This window comes from Corynebacterium sp. HMSC036E10 (genome assembly GCF_001836265.1).
In the GTDB taxonomy this organism is placed as follows: domain Bacteria; phylum Actinomycetota; class Actinomycetes; order Mycobacteriales; family Mycobacteriaceae; genus Corynebacterium; species Corynebacterium coyleae.
The window spans coordinates 94459-120580 of the sequence record NZ_KV827977.1; the positions used below are offsets into that span (position 1 = coordinate 94459).

25 protein-coding genes are annotated in these 26122 nt (G+C 60.4%); 13 read left to right on the top strand and 12 right to left on the bottom strand.

Annotated elements, in window-relative coordinates; genetic code table 11:
• Positions 1-5: 5 nt before the first annotated feature.
• Both HMPREF2736_RS04355 and HMPREF2736_RS04360 read right to left on the bottom strand, forming a co-directional pair.
• Positions 6-1664, bottom strand: a complete 1659-nt coding sequence (locus tag HMPREF2736_RS04355; RefSeq protein ID WP_070828979.1) for a DIP1281 family NlpC/P60 protein — start codon at positions 1662-1664, stop codon at positions 6-8.
• Positions 1665-2232: 568 nt separating this feature from the next.
• Positions 2233-2706, bottom strand: a complete 474-nt coding sequence (locus HMPREF2736_RS04360; RefSeq protein ID WP_083279523.1) for an Rv1476 family membrane protein — start codon at positions 2704-2706, stop codon at positions 2233-2235.
• Positions 2707-2899: 193 nt separating this feature from the next.
• Between HMPREF2736_RS04360 and acnA the strand changes: the two genes are divergently transcribed.
• The 3 genes from acnA (at position 2900) to HMPREF2736_RS04375 (ending at position 7152) form a co-directional block, all read left to right on the top strand.
• A complete protein-coding gene (gene acnA, locus HMPREF2736_RS04365) occupies positions 2900-5677 on the top strand; it encodes an aconitate hydratase AcnA (RefSeq protein ID WP_210399442.1) in 2778 nt (925 codons plus the stop codon).
• Positions 5678-5820: 143 nt separating this feature from the next.
• Complete coding sequence (locus HMPREF2736_RS04370) at positions 5821-6387, top strand: TetR/AcrR family transcriptional regulator (protein WP_070423150.1); 567 nt, start codon at positions 5821-5823, stop codon at positions 6385-6387.
• Positions 6388-6411: 24 nt separating this feature from the next.
• Positions 6412-7152 (top strand): glutamine amidotransferase-related protein, encoded by a 741-nt coding sequence (locus tag HMPREF2736_RS04375; RefSeq protein ID WP_070828981.1) that lies wholly within the window; start codon positions 6412-6414, stop codon positions 7150-7152.
• Here the strand turns inward: HMPREF2736_RS04375 and HMPREF2736_RS04380 are convergent.
• Complete coding sequence (locus HMPREF2736_RS04380; RefSeq protein WP_070423245.1) at positions 7149-7805, bottom strand: NAD(P)H-binding protein; 657 nt, start codon at positions 7803-7805, stop codon at positions 7149-7151. The genes HMPREF2736_RS04375 and HMPREF2736_RS04380 overlap by 4 nt on opposite strands.
• A 41-nt stretch (positions 7806-7846) precedes the next feature.
• Between HMPREF2736_RS04380 and HMPREF2736_RS04385 the strand changes: the two genes are divergently transcribed.
• From HMPREF2736_RS04385 to HMPREF2736_RS04400, 4 genes are read left to right on the top strand one after another with little or no spacing between them, the layout of a single operon-like run.
• Complete coding sequence (locus tag HMPREF2736_RS04385) at positions 7847-8116, top strand: ACT domain-containing protein (protein ID WP_070423148.1); 270 nt, start codon at positions 7847-7849, stop codon at positions 8114-8116.
• Between the two features lie 9 nt (positions 8117-8125).
• The gene (locus HMPREF2736_RS04390) at positions 8126-9490 is read left to right on the top strand and encodes a PFL family protein (RefSeq protein ID WP_083319475.1); all 1365 of its coding nucleotides are present in this window, start codon (positions 8126-8128) and stop codon (positions 9488-9490) included.
• Between the two features lie 54 nt (positions 9491-9544).
• Positions 9545-10234 carry a MerR family transcriptional regulator gene (locus HMPREF2736_RS04395; protein ID WP_070828982.1) on the top strand — a complete coding sequence of 230 codons (690 nt, stop codon included), beginning with the start codon at positions 9545-9547 and terminating at the stop codon, positions 10232-10234.
• Complete coding sequence (locus tag HMPREF2736_RS04400) at positions 10227-10835, top strand: hypothetical protein (RefSeq protein ID WP_070829172.1); 609 nt, start codon at positions 10227-10229, stop codon at positions 10833-10835. Before HMPREF2736_RS04395 ends, HMPREF2736_RS04400 begins: the two co-directional genes overlap by 8 nt.
• Here HMPREF2736_RS04400 and HMPREF2736_RS04405 read toward each other — a convergent pair.
• Positions 10816-11061: a PLDc N-terminal domain-containing protein gene (locus tag HMPREF2736_RS04405; RefSeq protein ID WP_083284808.1), complete on the bottom strand. Its 246-nt coding sequence runs from the start codon at positions 11059-11061 to the stop codon at positions 10816-10818. The genes HMPREF2736_RS04400 and HMPREF2736_RS04405 overlap by 20 nt on opposite strands.
• Positions 11062-11243: 182 nt before the next feature.
• Here HMPREF2736_RS04405 and HMPREF2736_RS04410 point away from each other — a divergent pair, with 182 nt between their 5' ends.
• Together HMPREF2736_RS04410 and HMPREF2736_RS04415 are read left to right on the top strand one after the other, a co-directional pair.
• The gene (locus HMPREF2736_RS04410) at positions 11244-12110 is read left to right on the top strand and encodes a hypothetical protein (protein WP_070828983.1); all 867 of its coding nucleotides are present in this window, start codon (positions 11244-11246) and stop codon (positions 12108-12110) included.
• Positions 12111-12143: 33 nt separating this feature from the next.
• Entirely contained in the window at positions 12144-13682 is a 1539-nt protein-coding gene (locus tag HMPREF2736_RS04415; RefSeq protein ID WP_070828984.1) for an HNH endonuclease signature motif containing protein, read from the top strand.
• A gap of 75 nt (positions 13683-13757) precedes the next feature.
• Here HMPREF2736_RS04415 and HMPREF2736_RS04420 read toward each other — a convergent pair whose 3' ends face one another.
• From HMPREF2736_RS04420 to HMPREF2736_RS04455, 8 genes are all read right to left on the bottom strand, one after another.
• Entirely contained in the window at positions 13758-15386 is a 1629-nt protein-coding gene (locus tag HMPREF2736_RS04420) for an ABC-F family ATP-binding cassette domain-containing protein (protein ID WP_070828985.1), read from the bottom strand.
• Positions 15387-15468: 82 nt separating this feature from the next.
• The gene (locus HMPREF2736_RS04425) at positions 15469-15843 is read right to left on the bottom strand and encodes a metal-sulfur cluster assembly factor (protein WP_070423143.1); all 375 of its coding nucleotides are present in this window, start codon (positions 15841-15843) and stop codon (positions 15469-15471) included.
• 2 nt (positions 15844-15845) lie between these two features.
• Positions 15846-16295 carry a Fe-S cluster assembly sulfur transfer protein SufU gene (sufU, locus tag HMPREF2736_RS04430; RefSeq protein ID WP_070820264.1) on the bottom strand — a complete coding sequence of 150 codons (450 nt, stop codon included), beginning with the start codon at positions 16293-16295 and terminating at the stop codon, positions 15846-15848.
• Positions 16292-17524 carry a cysteine desulfurase gene (locus HMPREF2736_RS04435; RefSeq protein ID WP_070828986.1) on the bottom strand — a complete coding sequence of 411 codons (1233 nt, stop codon included), beginning with the start codon at positions 17522-17524 and terminating at the stop codon, positions 16292-16294. Before HMPREF2736_RS04435 ends, sufU begins: the two co-directional genes overlap by 4 nt.
• Positions 17524-18279: a Fe-S cluster assembly ATPase SufC gene (gene sufC / locus HMPREF2736_RS04440; RefSeq protein ID WP_070451435.1), complete on the bottom strand. Its 756-nt coding sequence runs from the start codon at positions 18277-18279 to the stop codon at positions 17524-17526. The genes HMPREF2736_RS04435 and sufC overlap by 1 nt, the downstream gene beginning before the upstream one ends.
• Before the next feature lie 11 nt (positions 18280-18290).
• Entirely contained in the window at positions 18291-19454 is a 1164-nt protein-coding gene (sufD, locus tag HMPREF2736_RS04445) for a Fe-S cluster assembly protein SufD (protein WP_070828987.1), read from the bottom strand.
• Positions 19455-20900, bottom strand: coding sequence for a Fe-S cluster assembly protein SufB (gene sufB, locus HMPREF2736_RS04450; RefSeq protein ID WP_070570362.1), 1446 nt, complete (start codon positions 20898-20900; stop codon positions 19455-19457).
• Positions 20893-21597, bottom strand: a complete 705-nt coding sequence (locus tag HMPREF2736_RS04455) for a helix-turn-helix transcriptional regulator (RefSeq protein ID WP_070423137.1) — start codon at positions 21595-21597, stop codon at positions 20893-20895. Before HMPREF2736_RS04455 ends, sufB begins: the two co-directional genes overlap by 8 nt.
• A 194-nt stretch (positions 21598-21791) precedes the next feature.
• On the opposite strand from HMPREF2736_RS04455, the gene mptB reads away from it, so the two are divergent.
• From mptB to HMPREF2736_RS04475, 4 genes are read left to right on the top strand one after another with little or no spacing between them, the layout of a single operon-like run.
• Positions 21792-23396, top strand: a complete 1605-nt coding sequence (gene mptB / locus HMPREF2736_RS04460; protein ID WP_141761601.1) for a polyprenol phosphomannose-dependent alpha 1,6 mannosyltransferase MptB — start codon at positions 21792-21794, stop codon at positions 23394-23396.
• A 6-nt stretch (positions 23397-23402) separates the two neighbouring features.
• A complete protein-coding gene (locus HMPREF2736_RS04465) occupies positions 23403-24329 on the top strand; it encodes an ABC transporter ATP-binding protein (protein ID WP_070570366.1) in 927 nt (308 codons plus the stop codon).
• A 4-nt stretch (positions 24330-24333) separates the two neighbouring features.
• Entirely contained in the window at positions 24334-25122 is a 789-nt protein-coding gene (locus HMPREF2736_RS04470; RefSeq protein WP_070828989.1) for an ABC transporter permease, read from the top strand.
• 45 nt (positions 25123-25167) lie between these two features.
• Positions 25168-26121: a COX15/CtaA family protein gene (locus HMPREF2736_RS04475; protein WP_070828990.1), complete on the top strand. Its 954-nt coding sequence runs from the start codon at positions 25168-25170 to the stop codon at positions 26119-26121.
• Position 26122 lies beyond the last annotated feature (1 nt).

Here is a 26122-nt window from a genome sequence, read left to right on the forward strand (position 1 = left end):
AAAAATTAGAGCAGGCGGACCGCGTTCGGCGCCATGCCGGACCAACGGACCGGAGAAATCTGCACGTTCATGCCAGACTGCGGTGCCTCGATCATGGTGCCGTCGCCGAGGTAGATGGCAACGTGCTGGTTGCCGCCCGGACCCCAGAACAGCAAGTCGCCGCGCTGCGCTTCGCTCGCCGGCACATGCGTGCCGCGCTGGTACTGGTAGCCCGTGTAGTGGGGCAATGCAATGCCAGCGCCGGCGAATGCGTAAAGCACGAGGCCAGAGCAGTCGAAGCCAGCTTGACCGCCGCCTTCCAAGCCCGTGGTTGGACCGTTTGCATCGCCACCGCCCCAGACATACGGCGTGCCGATCATCGACTGAGCCCGTGCGATAACCGTCTCAACCTGAGAGGCGTCGGATACGGCCGCAGAGGCAGCACGAGCCTTCTCAGTAAGATCTGCCGCAGTCTGCACCTGCGGCAATACGTCAGCCACGGTGCCTGAGGTGTTATCGACATTGCCCAAGGCACCAGTGAGGCCCTCTGCGAACGCAGTCACAAGTTGACCTGCGTCACCGCTATTCACTGCATCAGAGAAGGAGCCGTGGTTCGCAGCAACACCCCCAACCAGGGCCACGCCGACGGCGATGGCGCCAGCCTTCGCGATAGCGTCGTCGTCAAGCTGTGGCAAGCCTGCTGCCGAAGAAAGCGCAGCAACCTGGGACACGTCGTCGGACGTCGTATCTGAAGAAGAAGTCTGGGCTACAACACGCACGGCATCCACGATGGCCTCACGGCTCGGCTCGCCGGCTTCAGGAGAGGTACCAGAGATGCGCTCCCGAACACGGTCCACGACCTCTTCTGGGACCTCATAGGTGGCATCGCCGCGCGAAATGGTCAGGGTTGAAGCGTACGGGCTGGCCACAGGGCCCTCCGTTGTCTCATCGGATGCTTCCTGCTGCTCAGGCGCGTGCTGCTCCTGGAGATCAGATTGCGCTACTTCAAGCTCGCGTTGCGCGGCGTCGCGCTCAGCCGTGCTTGCCTCGAGCGCTGCGCGGTTGTCGTCGAGAAGCTGACGCGCTTGCGCCTCCGCAGCCTCGGCTTCTTGAGCAGCCGAGTCGGCAAGCTCACGCGTCTGACGCAGCGTCGACTCTTCGTTCGCCGCCTCTGCACGGGCCTGCTCCGCTTCCTGCAGCTTCGCACGCTTTTCTTCAGAACGCTGGCGCAGGAACAGCGAGCGATCCAGCACGTCGCGCTGCGTGTCCTTACCGCTAATCGACGTGAGCACATCGCTTGTCGACGCCCCGCGATACTGGGAACGGCTTAACTCATCAAGCTCGGTGCGCAGCTTTTCGACGCGAGCCTGAGCCTCGTCCAGGCGACGCTTAGCTTCCTCTTCGCCGAGGCGGGCCTGCTGGGCCTTTGCATGAGCGTCGTGCAAATCGACGAGCGACTGGTTAACCGCCTCTTGCAGTTCGCCGAGGTTCAAGTTTCGGGCGTCCACGTCCGCTTGAGCGCGGGTGACTGCGGAAACGAGTTCGCTGACGGTAGACGTCGAGCTCTGACCACAGGCAGCCGGGCTGACGAGGCCCACCGCCAACGACACGGTAACGACACACGCGGCAGTACCGAACACATTACGTGCACGTCCAAACCGGGTGCCCCTAAGTGGATTTGCCACGAAGGTGCTCCTTCACGCCGCACGCGCATACCGTGGCAGGCCTGCAGGTGATCAAGAAACCTGCAGGCGCGCCAAGGCACACATAAACCCTGACTAGGGGTAGGAACGTGCGGCCTCGATGTTGACTACTAACGCGGCAGCGCGAAGAAGTAGCCACCACAAGAATCCGTGGCGCTTCAACAATGTTTCAGGATCTCGGCGTGCTTCCCCACAAGCCCGATCCATCAGTCGAACGCTTGACTAGAGCGCTCAATGAAGCTTCACGCGAAACGTGTGACAACTATCGACCCGCGAGCCGATAGGAGCACCATACGTCAAGCCAACCGACTTGTATCCCTTTCGTTACATAAAGTTGATCAAGTCAAGTCTTGTCACATGATTCACAGGCGCCTCACCTGCATGTATTGACACGCTTATTTGATGTGTGAGTTTGCTCACATCCAAGGTTACCGAACCGTTACCTATACGTTTTGACGTGGGAAAATGGCAAAATAAGAGCCGCGGAGCAGGCACCCTCCGGCAGCCCGAGATACTCCTGACGTTAATTCCGTCAAGTCTTGCAACTTGTCTAGCGCGACGGCTTTGGGCGCCGCGCAGCGATCGCGAGGAGGGCAAACGCGACTAGCACCACCCCAACAACTACCGGCCACATTGGAGAGAAGGAACTCGCCTCCCCTGTAAACGCTTTCAGTCCTTCGACATAATCCGCATGCGACATCATCGCGAGCTCCCCTGTCTCTATCTGCGCACGACTCAACTCTTCGCTTACCCCCACTGCGGTGTGGGGTGTGCGGATCAGCACCGTTGAATATTCCGTAGCGTTTGCAATGTCCTGGGCAAGATCTCGGAGCTGGGCAACCTTTTCTGGAGTGCGCTCTAAAACGACTACTGCGGCAGGGTCAATCGAATCCGAATGCGGCGAGCTCAGCACGCCTTCAATGCCATTTCGCAGGTCATCGTTTACCGGATTCTCCGTACCAAAAGCCACGGCAGAGGTTTCAAGCTGGCCGATTAGCTCGTCCAATGTCGTCTCCGGCTCCACGATTACTCCTTCATGCCAAACTGCTGGGCCGATTCTAATCTGAGTGATTTTGCTGTAGTCGATAAGCAAAATATGAAAACATAACGAACGTACTGTTATCATCAGTACGGATCTATGGCGGGTCGCTTAGTATGGGACTTGACCATAGGGTCATCATCCCTGTTTTTGATTACGACGAGGAATGGAGCTCACCGTGGCAGAAAGCAAGAATTCCTTCGGTGCCAAGAAGACGCTCGAGGTTGGCGGTAAGTCTTACGACTACTTCGCTCTCGATGCTGTTGAAGGCATGGAGAAACTCCCCTACTCCCTTAAGGTGTTGGGCGAGAACCTCCTGCGCACCGAGGACGGCAAGAACGTCACCGAAGACCACATCAAGGCCATTGCAAACTGGGACCCGTCGGCAGAGCCGAGCGTTGAGATCCAGTTCACCCCAGCACGTGTGCTGATGCAGGACTTCACGGGCGTGCCGTGTGTCGTCGACCTTGCCACCATGCGTGAGGCCGTATCGTCGCTCGGCGGCAACCCGGATCAGGTCAACCCCCTGAACCCGGCAGAGATGGTTATTGACCACTCTGTGATCATCGAGGCCTTTGGTTCCACCGATGCCATCGAGAAGAACGTAGAGATTGAGTACCAGCGCAACGAGGAGCGCTACCAGTTCCTGCGCTGGGGTGCAGAGAACTTCTCTAACTTCCGCGTTGTCCCGCCGGGAACCGGCATCGTCCACCAGGTCAACATCGAGTACCTCTCCCGCGTTGTCTTTGACAACGACGGCGTTGCATACCCGGACACCTGCATTGGTACCGACTCCCACACCACCATGGAAAACGGCCTGGGCATCCTTGGCTGGGGCGTCGGCGGTATCGAGGCTGAGGCAGCGATGCTTGGCCAGCCGGTCTCCATGCTCATCCCGCGCGTTGTCGGCTTCAAGCTCACCGGCGAGATTCCGACCGGCGTGACCGCAACCGACGTGGTGCTGACCATCACCGAGATGCTGCGTGAGCACGGCGTGGTCCAGAAGTTCGTCGAGTTCTACGGCAACGGTGTCAAGCAGATCCCGCTGGCAAACCGCGCCACCATCGGCAACATGTCCCCAGAGTTCGGCTCCACCTGCGCGATCTTCCCGATCGACGAGGAGACCATCAACTACCTGCACCTGACCGGTCGTAACCAGGAGGACATCGACCGCGTCGAGGCATACGCCAAGGCACAGGGCATGTGGCTTGAGCAGGACGCTGCGGAAGCTGAGTACTCCGAGTACCTCGAGCTCGACCTCTCCACCGTCAAGCCGTCTATCGCTGGCCCGAAGCGCCCGCAGGACCGGATCCTGCTCGCGGAGTCCAAGGAGACCTTCCGCAAGCAGCTGCCGGACTACAACACCGCTGGCGAGGGCACGTCCGAGCCGGTTCGTGCAGCAAAGGTCGACAGCGTCTCCTACAACGAGTCTTGGCCGGCAAACGGCGAGTCCGCTGCTGTGGGTGCTGAGGGCCGCGCTTCCAAGCCGGTCATCGTCGAGTCCCCGCAGGGTGGCGAGTACACCCTCGACCACGGCTTCGTCGCAATTGCTGCAGTCACCTCCTGCACCAACACCTCCAACCCGTCCGTCATGGTTGGCGCTGCCCTGCTCGCACGCAAGGCTGCTGAGAAGGGCCTGAAGGCTAAGCCGTGGGTCAAGACCATCATGGCTCCGGGCTCCCAGGTTGTCGACGGCTACTACGAGCGCGCAGACCTCTGGAAGGACCTCGAGGCTGTTGGCTTCTACCTGTCCGGCTTCGGCTGCGCATCCTGCATCGGCAACTCTGGCCCGCTGCCGGCTGAGGTCTCCGAGGCTGTCAACGAGTTCGACCTCACCGCGACCGCCGTACTTTCCGGTAACCGCAACTTCGAGGGTCGTATCTCCCCGGACGTGAAGATGAACTACCTCGCGTCCCCGCTGCTGGTCATCGCTTACGCCATCGCCGGCACGATGGACTTCGACTTCGAAACCCAGCCGCTCGGCCAGGACGCAGACGGCAACGACGTCTTCCTCAAGGACGTTTGGCCGTCCACCGAGGAGATCGAGGAGACCATCGCTGGCACCATCTCCCGTGAGATGTACGAGTCTGACTACGCCGACGTCTTCAAGGGCGACGCACAGTGGCAGGGTCTCGACATCCCGACCGGCAAAACCTTCGAGTGGAACGAAGACTCCACCTACATCCGCAAGGCACCGTACTTTGACGGCATGCCGGAGGAGCCGGAGGATGTCAAGGACATCGAGGGTGCTCGCGTTCTGGCGAAGCTGGGCGACTCGGTCACCACGGACCACATCTCCCCTGCTTCCTCCATTAAGCCGGGCACCCCGGCTGCGAACTACCTCGATTCCCACGGTGTTGAGCGCCAGGACTACAACTCCTTCGGCTCCCGTCGTGGCAACCACGAGGTCATGGTTCGCGGTACCTTCGCAAACATCCGTCTGCGCAACCAGCTGGTTGATGAGCAGGGTGGATTCACCCGCGACTTCACCCAGGAGGGTGCACCGCAGGCATACATCTACGATGCTGCGATGAACTACGCCGAGAAGAACATTCCGCTCGTCGTCCTTGCTGGTAAGGAATACGGCACCGGTTCTTCCCGTGACTGGGCTGCTAAGGGCACCAACCTGCTTGGTGTGAAGGCAGTTATCGCCGAGTCCTTTGAGCGCATCCACCGTTCCAACCTGATCGGTATGGGTGTTCTGCCGCTGCAGTTCCCGGAGGGCCAGTCCCACGAGTCCCTCGGCCTCGACGGCACCGAGACCTTCACCCTGTCCGGTATCACCGACTTCAACAAGGGTGACATCCCGGCAACGGTTCACGTCAAGGCTGAGAAGGACGGCGCTGACGCTGTCGAGTTCGACGCTGTTGTCCGCGTGGACACCCCAGGTGAGGCTGAGTACTACCGCCACGGCGGCATTCTGCAGTACGTGCTTCGCCAGATGGTCAAGAGCTAGTCAGCTCTCCTGACGCCATCGCCGCGAAGGGGCCACCGCACTACGCGGGGCCCCTTCCGCATTTTTACCCCCTAATCCTTTGTTTCCGCACTCCGCTAGTCTTCGACCACTTTTGACCTAGAACTACGCCAAGGAGCACTGACATGCCTATCGTGAGCGAGGCCGAGCTCGCACGCCGCCGTAGCGAGATTATCGATACCGCACGCAAATGCTTCGCCCATTACGGCTACGAGGGCGCCACTGTTGCACGGCTCGAGGAAGCCACCGGTAAAACCCGAGGCGCGATCTTCCATCACTTCGGAGACAAGGAATCACTGTTCCTTGCTATTGCGAAAGCGGACGCGGAGCGCCAGGCACAAGTGGTCAGTGAGCAGGGTTTGGTTGAGGTCATGCGTGGGATGCTCCACGACACTGAAGCAAACGATTGGTTCACCACTCGTGCGGAAATCCTGCGGAGACTGCGAACTGACCCGAAGTTCGAAGCACGCTGGCGGGAACATCAAGAGGTGCTCGACCAGGCTGTGCGGACGCGCTTGGAATCGAACAAGCATATGCGCGACGACGTCCCCGTGGAGGTAGTGCAGACCTACCTGGAGACTGTTCTCGAAGGGTTTATCACCAAACTCGCTGCCGGTGAGCCTGTGGAACGCCTCGAATCGATGCTTGACATCGTGGAGCAAGCCGTTCGGCACCCAATGAATCAGGACTAGACCGAGCGGTATAGAGTAGCCGGCATGGCTAAGCTCCTTTTCCTTTCACTTCGCAACGGCGAGATCGGCCCAGATGTCGCGCACGCCGAATATCACGACACGCTGCGCGCAACTGGCCTGAGCGAATTGGATATGGAGCTTCGCATCATCAATTCGCCTGACGCTGAATTAGGCCCGCTCGACACGGTCAGCGGGATTATCGTCGGCGGATGCTCGCTGAACGTCACCAATGAAGAACGTGGTGCCTGGCACCTGCATATCGACGACGTGCTATCCACCGTGGTTACATCTGGCAAGCCTGTCTTTTTCGTCTGCTTCGGCATCTCCTGGCTCGTCGACCACCTCGGCGGCACCGTTGGGCGCACCTCGCCTGAGCCTTCTGGACCTACCATCGTTGACGTGACAGCCGAAGGAGAACTTGACCCCGTAGTCAGTGGCTCCGGCACGTTTACCGCGCTGACGGGACATACAGAGAACCCTGTAGAGTTGCCCAATTCGTTGACCGTACTCGCTACAGGTCCCTCCTGCCCAGTGCAGATGGTGCGTTACGACGACCACGTGTGGGCCACACAGTTTCACGCCGAAATGGACGCCGACGCCATGCGTACACGTATGGATTTCTTCCACGACTACGGCTACTTCCCTGCCGAGGAGTACGCCCGCATCGTCGCAGATCTGCCCAATCACGACGTCAGCCGGGCGAACATGCTTCTACGCAACTTCGCCCGGCTGTGCCGCGAGGACTACTTCTCCCTCGACAATTAGAGGCCTGCGACTGCCCCGCTGCCCCCCTCAAAGTCCAGCGGGTTACGTGCAAACGGCTCGCCACGGCCAACCGATTCGACGATCACATCTGCTACGAGCTCTCGAGGGGTTTCGGATTCGGTGCCACGTGGTTCGTCGAGAAGCGCGATGCCCTCTGCTGGATCATCGGTCAGCAGCGTTGGGCCAAGGATCTGGTGTGGCAGGCTCGAATCAAGCAGTCGCCGATCAACGGCTTTCTTTGACTCAACGTAGGCGTACCACGAACCGCCATCATCCTCAGTGGAGGCCTCGGTAGCACCTGCATAGGACACCATGACGAGAAAAGGGGCGAACTCGTCTAGCTCTTCGAGCGCGTCGATCATCGTCATCGCAGCGTCGCGATCCACCGCCCAGGTCCGCTCCGCAGAACCCCCGCCTGCGCCCGCAGACCAGACAACCACATCGAATGGTGTAAGGAGGCGTGCCCATCCCTCCTGGTCGAGAGTGGTGAGATCGCGAACGATGACGGTGGCGCCATCGTCGATAAGCTGCTTGGCGTGGTCAGGATTCCGGACAAGAGCACTAACGTTATGGCCATTGCCCACTAGTTTGGGCACAGTGAAGCGCGAGACGTTTCCACCCGCACCGAGAACAAGTACATGCTGAGTTTTCATAAATGCGACCTTAACGCACATTTCCTGCCTATACTTTTCGCATGCATGCAATTATTACAACCACAGGTAAGGATCGCCCGGGCGTGATTGCAGCGGTATCGAAAACCGCAGCCGACCAGGGCCTTAACATCGTAGATGTATCGCAAACCATCATGGATGACTTCTTCACCATGATCATGCGCGTCGAGCTCCCCGAAGGAAATGTTGACATGGGTGTCCTCCAGGACGCCTTCGACGCCTGCGGCAAGCCGCTCGGCATGGTAGTCCGGATCCAATCTGAAGCACTCTTCAGCGCTATCAACGACATCTAAGGGAGTTCCGTGAAACTCGAGTTTTCTGACGCACGATTCCTCGACGTCATCCGGATGATCGAGGACTACCGCCTGGACATCCGCACCGTAACCATGGGCATCTCACTCATCGGTTGCACCCGCGCCACGATGGAGGCCACCGCACAGGCGGTTTACGACCGCGTCACCGAACGCGCCCGCGACCTCGTTCCCGTCTGCGAGGGCATCGAACGCGAGCTTGGCATCCCAATTGTGAACAAGCGCATCTCAGTCTCCCCGGTCGCACTCGTCGCTGCAGGTGTCGAGGGCAACCCGGTTGAGATCGCTCGTGCACTTGATCGCGCAGCAGCTGAACTTGGTGTGAACTTCGTCGGTGGCTATTCCGCGCTTGTAGAAAAGGGCGGCACTCGCGCCGATAAGAATCTGATCTACTCCATCCCGGAAGCACTCGCAGAAACTAACAACGTCTGCAGTTCCGTCAACATCGCATCCTCGCGCGCTGGCATCAACATGAATGCCGTGGCCAAGATGGGCGAAATCGTGAAAGAAGCGGCGGAACTGACCAAGGACCGCTCCTCCATCGCCTGTGCGAAACTCGTCGTTTTCGCCAACGCAGTCGGAGACAACCCGTTCATGGCCGGTGCCTTCCACGGCATCGAAGAGCCTGACACGGTTATCTCCGTTGGTGTGTCGGGCCCGGGTGTCGTCGACAACGCTATTGCTCCACTCAAGGGCGCGACGCTCAACGAAGTCGCCGAGGAGATCAAGAAGGCCGCGTTCAAGATCACCCGTGCGGGCCAGCTCGTCGGCACTCTTGCTGCTGAGCGCCTTGGCGTCCCGTTCGGCATCGTCGACCTCTCGCTCGCACCGACCGCAGAAATGGGCGACTCAGTTGCGCACGTTCTTGAACGCATGGGCCTCGACCAGGTGGGCACCCACGGCACCACCGCAGCACTCGCCCTGCTCAACGATGCGGTAAAGAAGGGCGGCATGATGGCTTGCTCCCGCGTCGGTGGTCTTTCCGGCTCTTTCATCCCAGTCTCAGAGGACAAGGGCATGATCGACGCCGTCAACTCCGGTGCGATCTCCATGGACAAACTAGAGGCCATGACCTCGATCTGCTCCGTCGGCTTCGACATGATCGCGATCCCAGGCGACACCTCCGCCGAGCTCATCGCCGGCATGATCGCCGACGAAGCAGCAATCGGTGTCATGAACCATAAGACCACCGCAGCACGCCTCATCCCAGTCCCGGGCACCAAGCCTGGCGACGAGGTCAACTTCGGTGGTCTACTCGGCTACGCACCGGTCATCCCCGTAAACAAGGTAGGCAACGACGAATTCATTCACCGTGGCGGCTTCATCCCCGCACCGGTACACGGGTTTAGGAACTAATTAGTTTCACGGGCATCTTGACCCTGACACAGTGTCAGGGTTGAGAATGGTCGTGTGAAGATTTCAGAAGTCGCTGCAGTCGCAGGCTGCTCCGTGCGGGCCGTGCGTCACCTGCATACGAGTGGCGCAGTTCCCGAACCTGCTCGGACCAGTGGTAACTACCGCAACTATTCCGTATCCGATCTCGCGGCGGTCCTTCGCGCCAGAGCACTTATCGACGCCGGCGTTCCGGTATCTGAAGTCCAGAGCCCGAATGCTGTTGAGAAATCGCTCGTCCTTCTCGACGAACGCATCACACAGCTCCAACGGCAAAAACAGCGCCTTCTCGCTCTGTCTACATCGCCACATGGGACCCCGGACGACATCCGTTTTTCGCTCAGCTCCTTAATCGATGATTCGTCACTTTTGCGGATCGAACTGGATTCATGGGATCTCATGGCCCTTACCGGCGTTGCTACGCCGGGCACTTGGGAGCAGCTCCGGAAGAATCTTCAAGATCCCAGCTGTCTCGCCGCAGCTCGAAAGGCTGCGGACCTCTGGCTAAAACTCGGTGAATTGCGGCCTGGAGACCCTTCCGTCGAAGTAATCGTCGATAGGCTGCGCCCGCTGGCGCAAGCCGGACTGATGCGAGACATTTTCCCCACCCTCAGCCCCGGAGACGTGCCACTTGCGTCGTCGGATGTACCTACGAAGGGCGCACAGGGATTAGTGCTTCAAGTGCTGGCAGGTGATCCCCTTGCGTAGCTTCCTCCGCTTGTTCCGAAAACACCCCGGCTTCCGCCTGGCCAAGTATGAACTCGGTCTATACCGAGATCTCTTGCGTTGGATCCGCCGGGAGACACTCATCCCCGAAGAGGCTACGGCGCTGCCCCATCAACCTGGTCGATTGCAATTGCTTGGGATGGTCACAGCGGTGCTTGCCGTCGAGGCAGTCGTTGTCCACCTTGTACTGCCTGCAGGTACCATTCGCGTCGTTGCGTTGCTGCTGTCGCTGTGGGCCGTGGTGTACGTGTGGGGCTTGATCGCCGCGGAGCGAATTCGTCCTAGCTATTACGACGAGAACGTCTTCGTTTTCAGGCGCGGCCGGACACTCTTCGCGGAATTCCCAACGGCTTCGGTGCAAAGCATGTCGGACGAACCTTCTTACTCATCGGCGGTCGAGATCGTCGACGGAGTGCTTACTCTGGGCGGTCCTGCTGGAACAGACACACTCATGCGCCTGAGCGAAGAGGTACGGGCCTACCCCGACCGCTATCCCTGGCAGCGGCCCGACCCCCAAAACATCAGCAAGATCCGCTTTTACCGCGGATCCTCTGCCGTGGGACCTAGCGCTTCTTCCCAATGATGAAGTAGCCGACCCAGCCCAACGTGTTCACCGCACCGATAATCGGAGTCCACAGCCACTTCGGGCCACGAATCCTCTTGGAATTGGTCCGAGCGAGGTCGCGAAGCGCAAAGGCTTTGCCTGCTGTATCGATTGTGGCCAGGACGCCAGCGATTGTCTTCTGATCCGAGGACAAGCTGTTCCATGCGTCCTTGATGGTGTCGATGAACTCATTGCTAATTGCCATGGAGGTGAGTGTAGCCGGTCAGGTGGATCGTCGATAAGTGTACTGCCCTTATCCCATCCATTTTGGATATTGCGTTTATTTAGAGGTTAATGCACAATATAATGAGCAAACACTTGTGCGAATTGCTTTTAGTTGATTACGGTCGCTGGTAACACAATTTCCATACCCCAAGGAGCGCAATAATGTTCCCAGAACCGCTGCTACATGTCATAACCGAACGCAATGAATGCGAGCCTGTCGGCACAACATTTCATCTTCACGGGGATGGATTCGCATTCATACTCGAATCTATTTACGCATATCGGATCGACGCAAAAAATCCGACACGGGGACTCGGCGACATCGCAAATCTTCTCGGCCAACTTCCAGAGCCTTTATCCACACAATATGTGGACACGCCTTACCTCGATGAGCTCTGCGAAAAATACCTAATCCTCGACTACGCCCGGCGCGAAGTGACGCTCAGGATCGACAATTATAAGCCGGACCGTTGCACGTTTGACCATGAGAACGTTAAGCCACTTTACGAATTGGCTCGTGCTCACAACACGGACATGTATATGCAGCCGCCGCCACTTCTTGAACGCAAAGTCATACGCGTTATCTCAAAGCGCAACGGCGAGTACTGCTCTGGCCTGGATATCCTGCTTCCGACCGATGGGAACAGGATCCTGACCAATCTGCTTTCACTCCGGGATGATGGATCCGTTACTGCGGAGATTTTGGCGCAAACCCTATTCCACTGGGAGCCACCACACGTCCAGATTCGCCCATTCCAAGATGCATTGCTTGGCGACGAATACGAGAACGAAGTGAAACCACACTTCCCGAGCGACCATCCCTTCCTCACCATTGATTCGCCGGAAAATTCATTGCGCCTGAGCGATAGCTCCGGCCGGTTGATCATGGTGGTCGATGTCAACGAAGACTCGATGAACCGCATACATGAACGGCTGATACAACCACGCCGAGAATCCATCGCATCTAGCTTTCTTGCCGCTGTGCCCTGCACCGACTCCATCCCTACATCTGTTAAAGGTCCGTTCTAACACTGATTCCGATTGCGAGAAAGGAGAGAAACCATGTCAACGGATCTTTCGCGCCACGTCGACACCATCTCCCATGCCCTTTTCGCAATCAAGGACCTCTTTCACGACCCGGCAACGTTGCACTTCGACGACATCCACGAAGAAATGGAACGCTTTGAGGCAGCCTTCAACGTCAAGGCAAGCCTCGACGCCTTTTTCGCCTTCCTCTGCGAACGCGACGAAGCTGGCCGCACCGTCGGCGCGAAACATCCGACCCAGTATTTGCAGAAGAAGCTTGGTCTTGACCCCAAGGAAGCCTACGACCGCCTCGCCCGTGGCCGCGACTACTACGGCGAGCCCGACTGCGAGCAGACCACACAGGACACTGCTGATGGAGACCTCTTCGACTCCGATGCTGAATCCATAGTCGACGATGCCGCACACGCGGCGGCGAAAGCAGCTGCACAGCAAGCGGCACGCGAACAGGCGCGCCGCGAGCAGGAAACGGCACGCCGAAACGCCGAGCGCGTTAACGCCGAGAAACAGCGCGTGATCCGCCTCGAACTGGATCGCCTCGTTGAGGCTGCTAAAGGTGCTCGTGCTCGCCTCCAGGCTAAGGCGCTCGAGGAGGCTCCGCGCCGTACCGTCAAAGACCTCCGCGCAACCGTACGACGCTGGGTCGAAGAAGCCAACCGCGAACACCTCGACCCGGCGAATCCGAACGCAGGGATGGAAAAGCGCGGACTCCATATCGGGCCGCAGCGTGCCGACGGCACCCACAAGATCACCATCGACGCAACCGCCAGCGACACCGCATTGTTCAAGGCGCTCACCGATAAGGGGCTAGCGCCAAACTCAAACATGCCAAAGGATGTCGACGACTACCGGTCCCCAGCACAACGGGCCTACGACCAGTTCGCAAAAATGCTGAAGCACTACGACACGTGCCAGAAGCCAACGGGTGGCGGCTGCGCATCTGTCGTCGTCTCCGTGACGCTCGACGAGATCGCCGATGCCTCCCCAACCACAAGGTTTCAAACCAATACCGGCATCGACCTCACCGCGTTCGACCTCGTCCGCCTCGGCATGGACGGTACCGCTGACTTCATCCTGACCGTTGATGGCGCCACCGCACTGCCGTTGAACCTCTACCGCACAAACCGCCTTGCATCACTGGCGCAGAGGATCACACTGCTCGCGGTGCAGGGCGTATGTGCCTGGACGGGGTGCACCGCCCCGCTGACCCAGGCCGAGATCCACCACATCACCTCGTGGCTTCAGGGCGGCGACACCAACATCGACAACCTCGCGGCCCTCTGTAGAACCCATCACCGGTGCAACAACGACTTCAAAGACCACAGAAATAACACGAGTCACATCGAACGGGACCACGCAGCTGGTCGTGCCGGCGTGAAGCAACCCGGGTCCACCGAAATCAGGTTCAATCATGCCGATGCTGCGGAAAACTCAGCCGTCAATCGGATCCGTAAACGAAACCACCGACCGAAGACTGCTACAGCGAAACCACCACCGCGCGAGCCTACCGAGCCACCACCCTGGGCAAACCGCCAATCCCCTCACCCGCCGTTTTAGGCCGCCTCCGGGAACACGCCTGCCTCGAACGAACGTAGGTGTGCGCTAGCCTGCCCAAGCCCCAATGGCGAATTGCTAAGCCAGCTCGACGATCTCCATATACTCGTCGCTCCACATATCTTCATCGCCCTCCGGCATGATGATGACCCGCTCTGGCTCGAGCGCCCGCACCGCACCCGGATCGTGGGTGACCAGCACCACCGCTCCCGTGTACGTCTTCAGCGCATCGAGGACCTGTTCGCGGGATTGTGGGTCGAGGTTGTTGGTGGGCTCGTCGAGAAGCAACACGTTCGCACGCGAGGAAACCAGCGTCGCCAGCGCTAGGCGAGTCTTCTCGCCGCCAGAAAGGGTGCCCGCCGGCTGATCGAGCTTGTCGCCGGAGAACATGAAGGCACCAAGCAGCCCACGCAGGTCCTGTTGGCCAGCGTCGGGGCAAGCCTCGATCGTGTTTTCCCACACCGACTTGGAGCCGTCGATCGTGTCGTGCTCCTGGGCAAAGTAGCCAATCTTGAGGCCATGGCCGGAGACGACGCCACCCTCCCCGTCGGTGCGCTCCACCCCGGCGAGCAGCTTGAGCAAAGTAGTCTTGCCCGCACCATTCGTGCCGAGAACGACCACCCGGGATCCCTTGTCCACCGCAAGGTCGACACCCGCGAACACTTCGAGGGAGCCATACATCTTCGTCAGCCCCTTGCCAAAGAGCGGAGTCTTGCCACACGGTGCCGGCTCCGGGAAGGAGATGGAAGCGACCTTGTCGGCGACGCGAACGTCGTCAAGCTCGCCCATCATGCGCTCGGCACGCGCCAGCATCTGCTTCGCGACGGCAGCCTTGGTCGCCTTCGCTCCCAGCTTCGCAGCCTGCTTCTGCAGAGCCGAGGCCTTCTTTTCGGCGTTGGCGCGCTCGCGGCGCCGCCGGGCCTCGTCGAGGGCGCGTGCGTCCTTGTACTTGGAAAAGCCCATGTTGTACACGTCGGCCTCCGCGCGGACGGCGTCGAGGAACCAGACCTTGTTGCAGACGGCGTCGAGAAGCTCAACGTCGTGCGAGATCATGATCAACCCGCCCTCGTGCTTGGACAGGAAGTTACGCAGCCAGGTGATGGAGTCGGCGTCGAGGTGGTTAGTGGGCTCGTCGAGAAGAAGCGTCGTCTTCGACTTACCCGAACCCTGGCGAGAAGCAAAGAGAATTTGGGCCAGTTCGACGCGGCGACGCTGACCACCCGAAAGCGTCTTAAGTTTCTGATCAAGCACCCTGGCCGGAAGCCCCAAATTGTCACAGATCTGCGCCGCTTCAGCGTTGGCCTCGTAGCCGCCGAGCGCCTGGTAGCGCTCCTCCAGGCGGGAGAACTTCGCAATCGCCTTGTCGCGCTCCGCCCCGTCGGTCTCCTCCATGATCTTCTGCTGCTTTGCCATGGAGCGCTGGATCTGATCCAGCCCGCGCGCGGAGAGCACACGGTCGCGGGCGGTCTGCTCGATATCGCCCTCCTTGGAGTCCTGCGGGAGGTAACCGATCTCGCCAGCCCGAGTCACCGAGCCACCGTAGGGTTCGGTCTCCCCCGCCAGGATGCGCATCGTCGTCGTTTTGCCGGCGCCGTTGCGGCCGACTAGGCCGATGCGATCGCCGGGTTGGACGCGAAGGTGCTGGCCTGGTGCGTCGAGAAGCGTGCGTGCCCCGACGCGGACCTCGAGATCATTCGTAACAATCACGGGGCACCACTCTATCAACCACCCCTAAACGAAAATTCCCCGCCACAGTCAATCCGTGACGGGGAAAGATCAAGATAGATGTCTAGACAGCGAAGCCAAGCGCACGCAGCTGCTCGCGGCCCTCTTCCGTGATGAACTGCGGGCCCCACGGCGGCATCCATACCCAGTTGAGCTCAAGCTCGTCGACCGCGGTATTCGACACCACCGCATTGGTGGCCTGCTCCTCGATCACGTCGGTGAGCGGGCACGCCGGCGAGGTGAGCGTCATGTTGAGCACCGCGACAGTCTTGCCCTCGCGCTCCTCGATCCACAGGTCGTAGACCAGGCCGAGGTCAACAACGTTGATACCCAGCTCCGGGTCGATGACATCGTGGAGGTACTCCTCTACTTCACCGACCAACTTGAGTTGCTCTTCGGTTTGCTGTGGTCGCTCGGACTGCTTGTTCGATTCGGTCACAGTTACTCCTTTTCTTCCAATGCATCCGACGTTGCCGCCTGGAATGCCTTCCAGCCGAGCAGCGCGCACTTGACGCGGGCCGGAAACTTCGACACACCCGAGAAGGCGACGCCATCGCCGATCATCTCCGCGTCGCCTTCGAGGGTGCCGCGGGAGGTGATCATCTCGTCGAAAGCTTCGAGCTTCTTCATTGCTTCAGCAACCGGCAGCCCGATGACCTCCTCGGCCATCACCGAGGTCGAAGCCTGGGAGATGGAACACCCTTCGGCGTCATAGGAGACGTCCTCGACGGTGGAGCCGTCTTCGGACAGGTGAACACGCAGCGTCAGTTCGTCGCCACAGGACGGGTTGACGTGGTGCACCTCCGCCTCATAAGGCTCGCGGAGCCCGGCGTGCTGCGGGTTTTTGTAGTGGTCCAGGATGACTTCCTGGTACATGGATTCGAGGTTCATCGTGCGAAAAACTCCTTCGCCTTGGCAATAGAGGCCACCAGGGTGTCTACCTCGTCAAGCGTGTTGTACAGGTAGAAGCTGGCCCGCGAGGTCGACTGCAGGTCGAGGCCCCGGTGGGCCGGCCACGCACAGTGGTGGCCGGTGCGGATCGCAACACCTTCAGCATCGAGCACCTGGCCCAAGTCATGCGGGTGGACGCCGTCGACAGTGAACGAGATCGCGCCACCGCGATTCTCCGCCGTCAGCGGGCCAGCGATGCGCAGCCCGTCGATCGCCTGCATCTGCTCCAGGGCGTACGCGGTGAGCTCATGCTCGTGGGCTTGGATCTCGTCCATTCCGATCTCGGTGAGGAAACGCACTGCCTCGCCGAGCCCGACGACCTGCGAGGTCATTTGGGTCCCCGCCTCGAAGCGCTGCGGTGCGGGAGCAAAGGTGGATTCCTCCATGCGCACGACCTCGATCATGGAGCCACCCGTCAAGAACGGCGGCAGCTCGTTGAGGTGCTTGGAGTACACCGCGCCCACGCCACTGGGGCCGCACATCTTGTGCCCGGAGAAGGCAGCGAAGTCGACGTCCAAGGCGTGGAAATCGACCGGCATGTGCGGCACGGATTGGCAAGCGTCGAGCACGGTGAGAGCCCCGACAGCCTTTGCGCGGCGCACCATCTCCTCGACATCTGCAACCGCACCGGTGACGTTTGACTGGTGGGTAAAGGCGACCACCTTGACGGAGTTGTCGAGCTCGAGCGAGTCGAGGTCGATGCGCCCGTCCGGGGTCATCTTGTACCACTTCAACGTCGCGCCTGTGCGACGGGCGAGCTCCTGCCATGGCACCAAGTTTGCGTGGTGTTCGAGCTCGGTGATCACGATCGTGTCCTCGGACCCGACCGCAAGAGAACCTGCCCGCGAATCGCCGAGCACGTACGCAACCAAGTTCAATGCTTCGGTGGCGTTTTTGGTGAACGCGATCTCGTCGTTACGCGCCCCGACGAAGGCCGCGATCGCCTCGCGGGCTGATTCGTAGGCGTCGGTTGCCTCCTCCGCGAGGAGGTAAGAACCGCGGTGCACGGGAGCGTTGTAGCCGAGCACGAAGTCGCGCTCAGCGTCCCACACCCGCTGCGGGCGTTGCGACGTCGCCCCCGAATCCAGGTACACCAACGGCTTTCCGCCGCGCACGGTGCGCCCCAGGATCGGGAACTCTTGCCGGATTGCAGTTACGTCGAGCGTCATTAGATGAACTTCTCGTAGCCTTCGGCCTCGAGCTGATCAGCGAGGGAAGCGTCGCCGGTCTTGACGATCTTGCCGTCTGCGAAGACGTGGATGAAGTCCGGCTTGACGTAGTTCAGGATGCGCTTGTAGTGCGTAATCATGAGCACTCCACCACCGGTTTCGTCCTGGTAGCGGTTGATGCCCTCGGAGACGATGCGAAGCGCGTCGACATCAAGGCCGGAGTCAGTCTCGTCCATGACGGCGAACTTCGGCTTCATCAGGGAAAGCTGCATGACCTCGTGGCGCTTCTTCTCGCCACCGGAGAAGCCTTCGTTGACGGAACGTTCGGAGAAGGACGCATCCATCTGGAGTGCCTCGCGGGCGGCGTTGAGCTCGGAAACCCACTCGCGCAGCTTCGGAGCCTCACCGCGCACTGCGGTGACTGCGGAGCGCATGAAGTTCGAGGAGGACACGCCTGGAACCTCGACCGGGTACTGCATGGCCAGGAAGAGGCCTGCGCGTGCGCGCTCGTCGATATCCATCTCCAGGATATTCTCGCCGTCGAGGAGAACCTCGCCTTCGGTCACCTCGTACTTCGGGTGGCCGGCGAGGGTGTAGGCGAGGGTGGACTTACCAGAGCCGTTGGGGCCCATGATGGCGTGGGTTTCGCCGCCCTTGATGGTCAGGTTAACGCCCTTGAGGATCGGCGTCGGCTCCTGGCCTTCCTCGGAGGGAAGGACGTTGGCGTGCAGGTTCTTAATTTCGAGGGTGGACATAGAAGCTCCTTTTAGTTTTCGTTGCGCTCGAGTTCGCCGGCGACGCGGGCGATGAGGTCTTCGCGGACCGACTCGATTGGGATCTGGTTGAGGACCTCGTTGAAGAAGCCACGGATGATCAGGCGGGTGGCGTCTTCCTCGCGGATACCGCGGGAGCGCAGGTAGAACAGCTGGTCGTCGTCGAAACGGCCGACGGTGGCGGCGTGGCCAGCACCAGCGATTTCGCCGGTTTCGATTTCCAGGTTCGGGATTGCGTCGGCGCGTGCACCGTCGGTGAGCACCAGGTTGCGGTTGGTTTCGTAGGTGTCGGTGCCTTGGGCTTCGGCGCGGATGAGCACGTCGCCGACCCAGCAGGTGCGGGCCTCGGGCAAGCCGGAGGCCTTGTCGCCTTGGAGGGCGCCCTTGTAGAGCACGTTGGAGCGGCAGTTCGGTACGCCGTGATCGACGAGCAGGCGGTTTTCAATGTACTGGCCCGCATCGGCGAAGTACACGCCGGTCAGCTCAGCGTCGCCGCCCGGTGCCTCGAAGGACACGCGTGGGGAGATTCGCACGACCTCGCCGCCAAAGGTTGCGACATGGTGACGCAGGGTTGCATCGCGCTTGACGACGATCGCCTGCTGGCCAACATGTACTGCATCAAGATCCCATTCGGCGTCGATGACGGCATTGACGCGGGAGCCCTCGCCGATGACCCAGTTGACGTTGTCGGCGTGAGTACCCGAGCCTTCGTAGCGCACCAGCACGGTTGCGCCGGAGTTCGCGCCGGTCTCGACAACGATGGTGCCAAACGTCGTGACGTCTGCGCCTGCGCCGGTCACGGTGATGGTGATTGTGTCGTTGAGCTCGACGTTTGCTGGCACCGATACCAGGGTGGCGTTTTCGGAGGAGGTCCACGCCTGGGCGGCGATGCGGTCGACGGGGGCTCCGGCGGCGGTCACGCGGTCGTCGTCAAGCGCAACTTGCTCAACGGTGACCTCAGACGGAGCGTCAACTGTGATCTGGGCGGGAGCCTGCGGCGCGAACTGGCCGTTGTGCAGGCCGCGCAGGCGACGTAGGGAGACGAAGCGCCAGACTTCGTCGCGGCCGCCTGGGACCTCGAAATCCTCGACATTGAAGGAGGAGTACAGGTCGCCCTTGTTGTTGTGTGTGGTGGCGTTCTTGACGGTTTCAGCCATTTAGCCCACCGATCCTTCCATTTGCAGCTCGATGAGACGGTTCAGCTCGAGGGCGTACTCCATTGGCAGCTCCTTGGCGATCGGCTCGACGAAGCCGCGCACGATCATTGCCATTGCCTCTTCCTCGGCGATGCCACGGGACATGAGGTAGAACAGCTGGTCCTCGGAAACCTTGGACACCTTCGCCTCGTGGCCGAGCGTGACACGATCGTTACGAATGTCGTTGTATGGGTACGTGTCCGAGCGGGAAATGTTGTCGACCAGAAGCGCGTCGCATTCAACGTTGGATGCGGAGTCGTTCGCATTGGCATTGACCTGAACCAAGCCACGGTATGCGGCACGGCCACCGCCGCGGGCGACGGACTTGGACACGATCGACGACGACGTGTGCGGAGCCATGTGCGTCATCTTCGCACCAGTGTCCTGGAACTGGCCCTCACCTGCGAATGCGACGGAAAGCACCTCACCGCGAGCGTGCTCGCCGGTCATCCAGACAGCCGGGTACTTCATGGTCACCTTGGAGCCAATGTTGCCATCGACCCACTCCATGGTCGCGCCCTCTTCAGCCTTGGCACGCTTGGTGACCAGGTTGTAGACGTTGTTCGACCAGTTCTGGATGGTGGTGTAGCGGCAGCGGCCGCCCTTCTTCACGATGATTTCCACCACCGCGGAGTGCAGGGAGTCCGACTTGTAGATCGGGGCGGTGCAGCCCTCGACGTAGTGCACGTACGCGTCCTCGTCGACAATGATCAACGTGCGCTCGAACTGGCCCATGTTCTCGGTGTTGATGCGGAAGTAGGCCTGCAGCGGGATGTCCACGTGGACCCCCGGCGGGACGTAGATGAAGGAGCCACCAGACCACACTGCGGTGTTCAGCGCGGAGAACTTGTTGTCGCCGGCTGGAATGACGGAGCCGAAGTACTCCTTGAACAGGTCCTCGTGCTCACGCAGCGCGGTGTCAGTATCGACGAAGATGACACCCTTTTCCTCCAGGTCCTCGCGGATCTGGTGGTAGACAACCTCGGACTCGTACTGTGCTGCAACGCCTGCAACGAGGCGCTGCTTCTCTGCCTCGGGGATGCCCAGCTTGTCGTAGGTGTTCTTGATGTCCTCCGGCAGGTCTTCCCAGGAGGTCGCCTGCTTCTCGGTGGAGCGGACGTAGTACTTGATGTTGTCAAAGTCGATGCCGGAGAGGTCTGCGCCCCAGGTCGGCATCGGCTTCTTTTCAAAGATCTCGAGCGCCTTGAGACGCTGGTTCAGCATCCATTCCGGCTCTTCCTTGATGCCGGAAATGTCGCGGACAACGTCCTCGTTGAGGCCGCGTCGCGCGGATGCGCCGGCAACATCGGAGTCGTGCCAGCCGTAGTTGTAAGCGCCGATGGACTCGATGATCTCGTCGTCGTTCATCGGCTTTTCAAGACCTGGCGTTGGCTTCGCTTCAGTCATTGTCAGCCGCTCCTTTCGTTTCGTTTCCCGCCTTTGGGGCGAGAGGGATGTTAGTCGTGCAGATGCCGTGTCCGTCCACAATAAGGGCGAGCGGTTGCACATGCGTATCGACGATGCGCGCAATGGCCTCGTGTTCCGCCTCGCACAATTCTGGATGCTCAGCCGCTACCGCGGAGACTGGACAGTGGTGTTGGCACAGTTGGATACCTGCTGGCGTACGCCTGACGGTGGGCTCGTATCCGTGGGCTTCGAGCGCGGCAGCAACAGCTTGCACTGCTGCTTCCGGGTCGTCACTGTCAGCACCAGTCTGGACATCTGCGAAGATGCGTTCGGCCCTCCTGCGAGCGAATTCACGCACTGCTTCCTCGCCGCCGATAGATTCGATCACATCAACGGCCTCAAGTGCGATGGTGTCGTAGCTCGTACCGAACTCTTCCCTGCCCTTGACGGTGAGCTGGAAGTGTTTTGCGGGACGGCCGCGGGATGCCTGATCTCCTGCTACCGCGCGCGGCGGGCAGGTTTCTGCCATCCCTTCTTCAACGAGTTTGTCCAGATGGCGTCGTACGCCGGCGGGCGAAAGTCCAAGCTCGGTGCCGATTTCGGCCGCCGCAACGGGCCCTTGTTTGAGCAGGATAGACATCACCTGCGAACGGGTTGTTCCGTTCGCGCGGTATGCAGTGTCTTTCTCTGCCACCATGCAACCCCTTTCCTTGGCTCTCTGCTCGCCTTTACACAACACTAGTGTGTCGTAATTATTCCCGCCGAAGCGGGTCTCCTTGGCGTGGCGTGCACCAAGTAAGCTCTAGCGACGTGACTGCCCAGCCTCCCCGCTCGCCGAGATTGCCGCGTCTGCGGCGCCCTGGCCGTGCGGTCCTTGCGGAGTTTCCCCACATGGGGCGGCCCGGTTCGCGTTCCTCGGAACTGCACAATCCGTCGCCCGGGTTTGATGGTGGTTCGTCCATTCCACAACCGTCTTACCGGGAGCGGGACCGGTTTTTCCTTTTGCGCTGGCTCGGAGCCCTGGGCGCGTGTCTCATCGCGCTAGGTGGTTTAGGTGGCGGGGCGCTCCCAGTCGTCGATAATCCGTGGTTCGCCTTCCCCTTTGGGGCCACCATGAGCCGAATGATGCTGGCTTCTAACGCCATCGTGCTCATCGGCGTGGGCATGCTTGTCGCGTCATGGCTGATTATGGCGCCGTTTGTCGGTGCAGGTGGGCACGCACCACGCATCGGAGCACCGGCGCTGCAGCGCACGTTCGTCGCATGGGTGCTGCCATTAATGTTGACCGCGCCCCTGTTCACTCAGGACATTTATTCTTATTTGGCTAACGGCGCGATTGTGCGCATGGGCCTTGACCCGTACGCCGCCGGGCCAGTAGAGATCCTCGGCGTCGACCACCCACTGGCCAGATCTGTGCCGTTCATTTGGGCGCACTCTCCAAGCCCGTACGGGCCGGTCGCACTCGGCATCGCGGCGTTAATTTCCATTGTTACCACCGATGCAGTGTTTTGGGGGGTCTTCCTGCACCGTGTGCTTTCTGTCGCGGGATTGCTCGCAGCATCGTGGGGGCTGCGCGCCCTTGCGCAACGGTGTGGCGTCAACGCCTCGGCTGCGCTGTGGCTCGGCCTGCTCAACCCACTGACCATCCTGCACCTGGTCGGAGGTATTCACAACGAGGCGTTACTGGTCGGCTTCGTCCTCGTCGGCCTCGAGCTCGGGCTCAGAGCAGTCGATCCGATCCGAATTGGCGACGCAACGTTCCGTACCTGGATCACCCTGATAGCATCGGGCGTTCTCCTCTCCTGTGCGGGGTTGGTGAAGGTGACCGGGTTCATCCCGCTGGGGTTTATTGGCATGGCGCTCGCGCGCAGTTTTCACCTCAAGGGAGTCTCTACGGTGCGCTCCATTGCGCGGGCAGTCGCCGTGCAAACGCTTATTTTCTTAGCGACGATCACACTCGTCTCCCTCGGTACCGGCATCGGGTTCGGGTGGGTGACGGGACAGGGCGGTGCTGCGTCGATACGCAGTTGGCTCTCGCTGACCACCGACATCGGCGTCATCAGCGGATTCATTGGGATGCTGCTGGGACTTGGCGATCAGACCGAGGCGATACTCGTCATTACGCGTGGCGCAGGGCTCGCCGTAGCTGCAGCGTTCGCGGTCCGCATGTTGTGGGCCACGTTCAAGGGCACGATCCACCCCGTCGGCGGGCTCGGCGTATCCATGCTGGTGCTCGTGATCCTGTTCCCGGTGGTGCACCCCTGGTATCCGCTCTGGGCGATCTTGCCGCTAGCGGCCTGGGCGAACCGGTTCTTTTTCCGGGTGATTGTGGCGTCTTATAGCGCGGTTTTTAGTTTCCTTGTACTCCCGCGCGGGCTGGCACTGCCGCCGTTTGCTGTGGTGACAATCTACGGGTCAGCCGCTGTTGCGTTCACTGCGTTAGTGCTTGTTGCCTGGTTGGGTTTCCGGTACTGGCGGGGCCGCGGGCTAGACTGATCGGCCATGAGTGATCTTGCTCTTGAAGTCGACAATGTCGTCAAGGAGTACGGCGAAAAGCGGGCTGTCGACGGACTGACGTTTACCGCGCGACGTGGTCAACTTTTGGCACTGCTCGGCCCGAATGGTGCCGGCAAAACGACGACGATTGAGATGTGCGAGGGGTTTACCACACCAACCTCCGGGTCAATCCGGGTGCTTGGCATCGACCCTGTCACGCAACCGCAGAAGGTCCGTGACCGCATCGGCATCATGCTGCAAGGGGGCGGATCCTATGCGTCGTTGAAGGTTCGCGAGATCCTGCAGCTCGCTGCGCGGTACAACACCAATCCTCACGACCCGGACTGGCTTATAGAGCTGCTCGGGCTCGAAGGCGTAGCGAAGACCACGTACCGCCGCCTGTCGGGCGGCCAACAGCAGCGACTGTCGCTCGCGCTCGCGATGATTGGTCGCCCAGAACTAATCTTCCTCGACGAACCCACTGCAGGCATGGATGCCCAGTCGCGCCTCGCAGTATGGGACATCATCCAGGCGATGAAGCGTGACGGCACCACTGTGCTCCTTACCACCCACTTGATGGACGAAGCGGAAACGCTCGCCGACGACGTTGCGATCATTGACCATGGCAAACTCGTCGCCCAAGGCTCCCCAGCGGAGTTGACCAGTCATGAGGAGTACCCGGTTGTTGCTGTCCGCACGGACCGTAAGCTCGATGTGCACCTGCTTAACGACGAACTCCGAGCGCTCGACATTACCGCCGAGGCAGTCAGCCCTCAGCGCTACCGAATTCTTGGCGCCGGTTCCCCGGCCGTCATCGAAGCGCTTGCGCGAAGTGCTGCCCAGCAAAACGTGCTGATCCGGGATTTGTCGATGTCGCACCGCGACCTTGAGGACGTCTTTTTGGATATCACCGGACGAGAGTTGAGGAGCTAACGCAATGACCACGCAAGCCCAGACCACCGACCGAGCTCTTACCCCTGGTATTTTCACGCCGAACCCGCAACGTGCATCACTTGCACAGATGGCACTGGCACAAGGCCGCGTTGAAGCAAGGCTGATGCTGCGCCACGGCGAACAGCTCCTCGTCAACCTCATCATCCCTGCTGCGGTGCTCATCGCAGCCACGCACATACCGATGTTTGGCGACGACACCGACTTCAACGCACTCGTTCCGATGGTGTTTGCTGTTGCTGCTACCTCGGCTGGCTTCACGGGCCAGGCGATTGCCCTTGCGTTTGATCGTCGATACGGAGCGCTCAAGCGCGTGGGCGCCTCGGGCGTGCCACCATGGACCATTGTCGCCGGGAAAATCTTCGGTGTTCTCGCCACCGTTTTGGTACAGATCGTCGTCCTCGGCGCGATTGCCCTATACCTGGGCTGGCGAGTTTCGGTCGCAGGCGCTGGATTCGGCCTGATTACCCTGCTGTTCGGCGTGGCGGCGTTTACCGCCATGGGACTACTGATGGGCGGCACGTTTAGCTCCGAGCTAGTCCTTGCGCTGGCAAACCTGATCTGGATTGCGTTCATGGGCATTGTTGGATGGGTGGTCTATTCCGGAGACCTTTCTAGTGCCGGTGTTTGGAATGCTGTGCCCACGGTCGCGCTAGCCGGCGCTTTGGCAGATGCTGTTGACCTGCGTTTTAACGTGTCGGCTTGGGTCTCGCTCGCAGTATGGACTGTCCTAGCGATCATCGGGGCGGTGCGCCTGTTCCGCTTTGACGACTAACCGCGATACACTCAAGCCGTTATTCATCCGAAAGTTGGAGAAGTTTTGTCGACCACCACCGCCCAGCCAAAGTCCCAAAGCCGCTTCAAAGAGGCCTGGCAAGATCCCTCACTCCACCTGCAGCGCGTTCTCGGCATGGTGCTGCTCATCTGCCAAGGTGGCATTACGGTCACCGGCTCGCTTGTCCGCGTGACCGGTTCCGGTCTCGGTTGCGACACCTGGCCGCTGTGCCACGAGGGCTCACTCGTGCCGGTTGCGGGCGCTGCACCTTGGATTCACCAGACAATCGAGTTTGGTAACCGCCTGCTCGCCTTCGTCGTCGCCGCTGCCGCAGTCCTTGTCCTAATTGCGGTATACAAAGCGAAGCGCAGCGACGCAATCAAGACGATGGCTTGGGTTTCCTTCCTCGGCGTTGTTGTCCAGGCCGTCATCGGCGGCATTTCAGTACGCCTCGACCTGCAATGGTGGTCCGTCGCGGTGCACTTCCTGCCGTCGATGCTGCTCGTGTGGGTTGCGGCAGTGCTCTACATGCGCATCGCAGAAACCGATGCGGCCGAGCCGACGCGCCGCTTCCCCGCGCATGCTCAGACCTGGACTGTCATCGCCGCCGTCGCGCTCTGCTTTGTCCTCGTTACCGGCACTATGGTTACCGGCTCGGGTCCACACTCGGGTGATTCCGGTGTTGGCATGGAAGGTCGTCTCGACCTCGACACCCGGATGCTCGCCTATGTCCACGCCATCTGCATGTACGTCTACCTCATCGCAACCTTCGTCGTCGCTTTCATCTTGCGCCGCTCTGATGCCCCTGCAGACGCAAAACGAACCGTCTGGGTGCTCATTGCATTGATTTTTGTGCAGTGGGCCATCGGCGTCATCCAGTTCAGGATGGGTGTTCCACGCTGGACAATCCCAGTCCACATCGGCATGTCATCAACGGTCGTGGCATTTAGTGCATTCCTTTTCGCACACGGAAAGCGTCGTTTGCCTACGCTAGTGTGAC

What these genes read in the sequence shown, in the direction of transcription:
- HMPREF2736_RS04370 (WP_070423150.1), top strand. Translation starts at nt 5,821, where the DNA reads ATGCCTATCGTGAGCGAGGCCGAGCTCGCACGCCGCCGTAGCGAGATT.
- HMPREF2736_RS04375 (WP_070828981.1), top strand. Translation starts at nt 6,412, where the DNA reads ATGGCTAAGCTCCTTTTCCTTTCACTTCGCAACGGCGAGATCGGCCCA.
- HMPREF2736_RS04380 (WP_070423245.1), bottom strand. Translation starts at nt 7,805, where the DNA reads ATGAAAACTCAGCATGTACTTGTTCTCGGTGCGGGTGGAAACGTCTCG.
- HMPREF2736_RS04385 (WP_070423148.1), top strand. Translation starts at nt 7,847, where the DNA reads ATGCATGCAATTATTACAACCACAGGTAAGGATCGCCCGGGCGTGATT.
- HMPREF2736_RS04405 (WP_083284808.1), bottom strand. Translation starts at nt 11,061, where the DNA reads ATGGCAATTAGCAATGAGTTCATCGACACCATCAAGGACGCATGGAAC.
- HMPREF2736_RS04410 (WP_070828983.1), top strand. Translation starts at nt 11,244, where the DNA reads ATGTTCCCAGAACCGCTGCTACATGTCATAACCGAACGCAATGAATGC.
- HMPREF2736_RS04415 (WP_070828984.1), top strand. Translation starts at nt 12,144, where the DNA reads ATGTCAACGGATCTTTCGCGCCACGTCGACACCATCTCCCATGCCCTT.
- sufU (WP_070820264.1), bottom strand. Translation starts at nt 16,295, where the DNA reads ATGAACCTCGAATCCATGTACCAGGAAGTCATCCTGGACCACTACAAA.
- HMPREF2736_RS04435 (WP_070828986.1), bottom strand. Translation starts at nt 17,524, where the DNA reads ATGACGCTCGACGTAACTGCAATCCGGCAAGAGTTCCCGATCCTGGGG.
- sufC (WP_070451435.1), bottom strand. Translation starts at nt 18,279, where the DNA reads ATGTCCACCCTCGAAATTAAGAACCTGCACGCCAACGTCCTTCCCTCC.
- sufD (WP_070828987.1), bottom strand. Translation starts at nt 19,454, where the DNA reads ATGGCTGAAACCGTCAAGAACGCCACCACACACAACAACAAGGGCGAC.
- sufB (WP_070570362.1), bottom strand. Translation starts at nt 20,900, where the DNA reads ATGACTGAAGCGAAGCCAACGCCAGGTCTTGAAAAGCCGATGAACGAC.
- HMPREF2736_RS04455 (WP_070423137.1), bottom strand. Translation starts at nt 21,597, where the DNA reads ATGGTGGCAGAGAAAGACACTGCATACCGCGCGAACGGAACAACCCGT.
- mptB (WP_141761601.1), top strand. Translation starts at nt 21,792, where the DNA reads ATGGGGCGGCCCGGTTCGCGTTCCTCGGAACTGCACAATCCGTCGCCC.
- HMPREF2736_RS04465 (WP_070570366.1), top strand. Translation starts at nt 23,403, where the DNA reads ATGAGTGATCTTGCTCTTGAAGTCGACAATGTCGTCAAGGAGTACGGC.
- HMPREF2736_RS04470 (WP_070828989.1), top strand. Translation starts at nt 24,334, where the DNA reads ATGACCACGCAAGCCCAGACCACCGACCGAGCTCTTACCCCTGGTATT.